The organism is Candidatus Frankia nodulisporulans (assembly GCF_902806475.1).
In the GTDB taxonomy this organism is placed as follows: Bacteria; Actinomycetota; Actinomycetes; order Frankiales; family Frankiaceae; genus Frankia; species Frankia umida.
Map to the genome: position 1 here is coordinate 1 of NZ_CADCWS010000435.1, position 1,988 is coordinate 1,988.

Annotated in this window: 2 protein-coding genes; both read right to left on the reverse strand. The window is 76.3% G+C overall.

The features are described 5' to 3' along the window. The coding region (locus G6R24_RS20545) for a MinD/ParA family ATP-binding protein (RefSeq protein ID WP_420840682.1) at nt 1–911 on the reverse strand (911 nt) is incomplete at its 3' end. 751 nt (nt 912–1,662) lie between these two features. Beyond that, nucleotides 1,663–1,988, reverse strand: a 326-nt coding sequence (locus tag G6R24_RS23065; protein ID WP_225438874.1) for a hypothetical protein, incomplete at its 5' end; no start/stop codon positions are given.

The following is a 1,988-nucleotide window of genomic DNA, read 5'->3' on the forward strand; positions in this document are numbered from 1 at the left end:
TCGCCCGCGCCGACCTGCTGGTGCTCACCGTCCGGGCCGGCGAGGCGTTGGAAGGCGAAACGGGTGCGGCGACGTAGGCGCAGCCAGTTGATCGGGCGGCTGTCGGCCAGCGCCGGGTCGAACGGCACGGGCACGGTGATGTACGCGCGGTCCTCGAGATGTTCCAGGCGCATCCGCGCGCCGCGACTGAGCCGGGACGGGTAGGTCGCCACCACGGCGACGATCACCGTGGTGGCGAGGTCGCCGCGGCCGGCCGCGATGAGGGAGGTCAGGGCGTCGTCCGCCCCGGCGATCTCCGCCTCGCCGGCCCGGACGGTGAGCACCAGCAGGTCGGCGCGGGCGAGCAGGGTCGCGGGGACGGGCTGGTTCCAGCCGGAGGGCGCGTCGGCGACGATCACCGGGTACCAGTGGCCGAGCAGGTCCAGCGACCAGGCCAGTTCCTCGGGCACGAGCCCTGGGCCGACGAGGTCCCGCATCCCGGCGAGGACATCGAGGCCACCGGAACCGTCCGAGGCGAGATAGCGCCGGACGTCCTCCAGGGATGACACCGGTGGGCGGGCCGCGGCGAGTTCACGCAGGCCGACACCTGGCGGGATGAGCCCCACCCGGTGCGCCAGCAGCCCGCACTGGTCGGGCGAGGCGTCAACGGCGACCACCCGATGACCATGGTGTGCGGCCATCGCGAGACCGAGGCCCGCGGCGACCGTCGTCCGCCCGCCACCGCCCCCGAAGCCGCCGACCAGCACCCGCCGGCCACCGCCTCGCGTCCGCGCGAACGCCGCGCTGATCGCGTCCATCTCGGCCCCGCCGGCCAACCCGACCGAAGGCCGATGCTGCACCGCGGCTCCCCGCGCCAGGACGGCGGCGCTGCGCACCCGCTCCGGCAGCCCAGCGAACCGTCGTGGCACCACCCCGCGGGCCACCGTCGCCCCTGTTCCCGCCGCCGCTCCCACCGCGGATGCCGACCCCGCCTGTGCATACGACCCGGCCCACGCGTCCGACATCGTCGAAGGCCCTGGCCCCGGCCTTGGCTGCGCCGCCGGCATGGTGATCCCTGCCGGCGGCCCACCGGACGGTGCCACCCAGGGCCCGTCCTGCCGCGCGGGCCCAGGCCCGGCCACCGCGGAACCACCGGACACGGTGATCTCGGCTCCGTGATAGCCCGGCGCTCCGTCCGCCGAGGTCGGCGTGGGCGTTGCCGGACCGAACGGGGGCGGCGCGGCGAACGGTGGCGGCGCGGGGTTCGTGGGCGGCGGGATCCGCTCGGGTGGCCGGATGGGCGGGCTCGACGGCGTCGAGGCGGCAGCCGGGAAGGGCAGCGGCGGTAGTTCGGGCGCGGCCGAGGCAGACTCGACGGGCAGGGCAGCGGATCCGGAAAAGCCAGCGACCCACGGTTCGAGTGGCTGACCAGGCGAAGACGGCTGACCGGCTGCCAGCGACTCGTCAGGCGAAGACGGCTGACCGGGCGCCGGCGGCTCGCCAGGCAACAGCGACTCACCGGGTGTCGGCGGCCCCGTCGGCTGTCCCGGCTCGCCGGCAGCCGGCACAAGAACCGTCATGCTCCCCCACCGTTCCCCCGGCGGTGGGATGGTCGGCGGCGGACCTGGCACCCTGCGGACCACTGGCGTCGTGGGCCGGCCCGCCGACGCGGAACCTCCGGGCTCACCGGACAGCCCAGACGGCGCGACCGCACTCGACGCGGCGGCCGGCCCAGCGGGCGCAGACGGCGCAGACGGCGCAGACGGCGCAGACGGCGCAGACGGCGCGATCATGCCGTCCGGTAGGACGAGCCTGCCTGGGCCGCTGGTCGCCGCGGCGCTGCTGGGCGCTGAGGGCAGGACCATCCCGGGGGGACCGAACGGCGAGGATTCCCACGTCGGCGCGGGGACGGGCGGCATTGGTGCGGAGGCGGGCGGCATTGGCACAGACCCCACAGACCCCACAGACCCCGGAGGTGCCGGCGGGGCTGGCGGCGCGGCGGGCGTGGG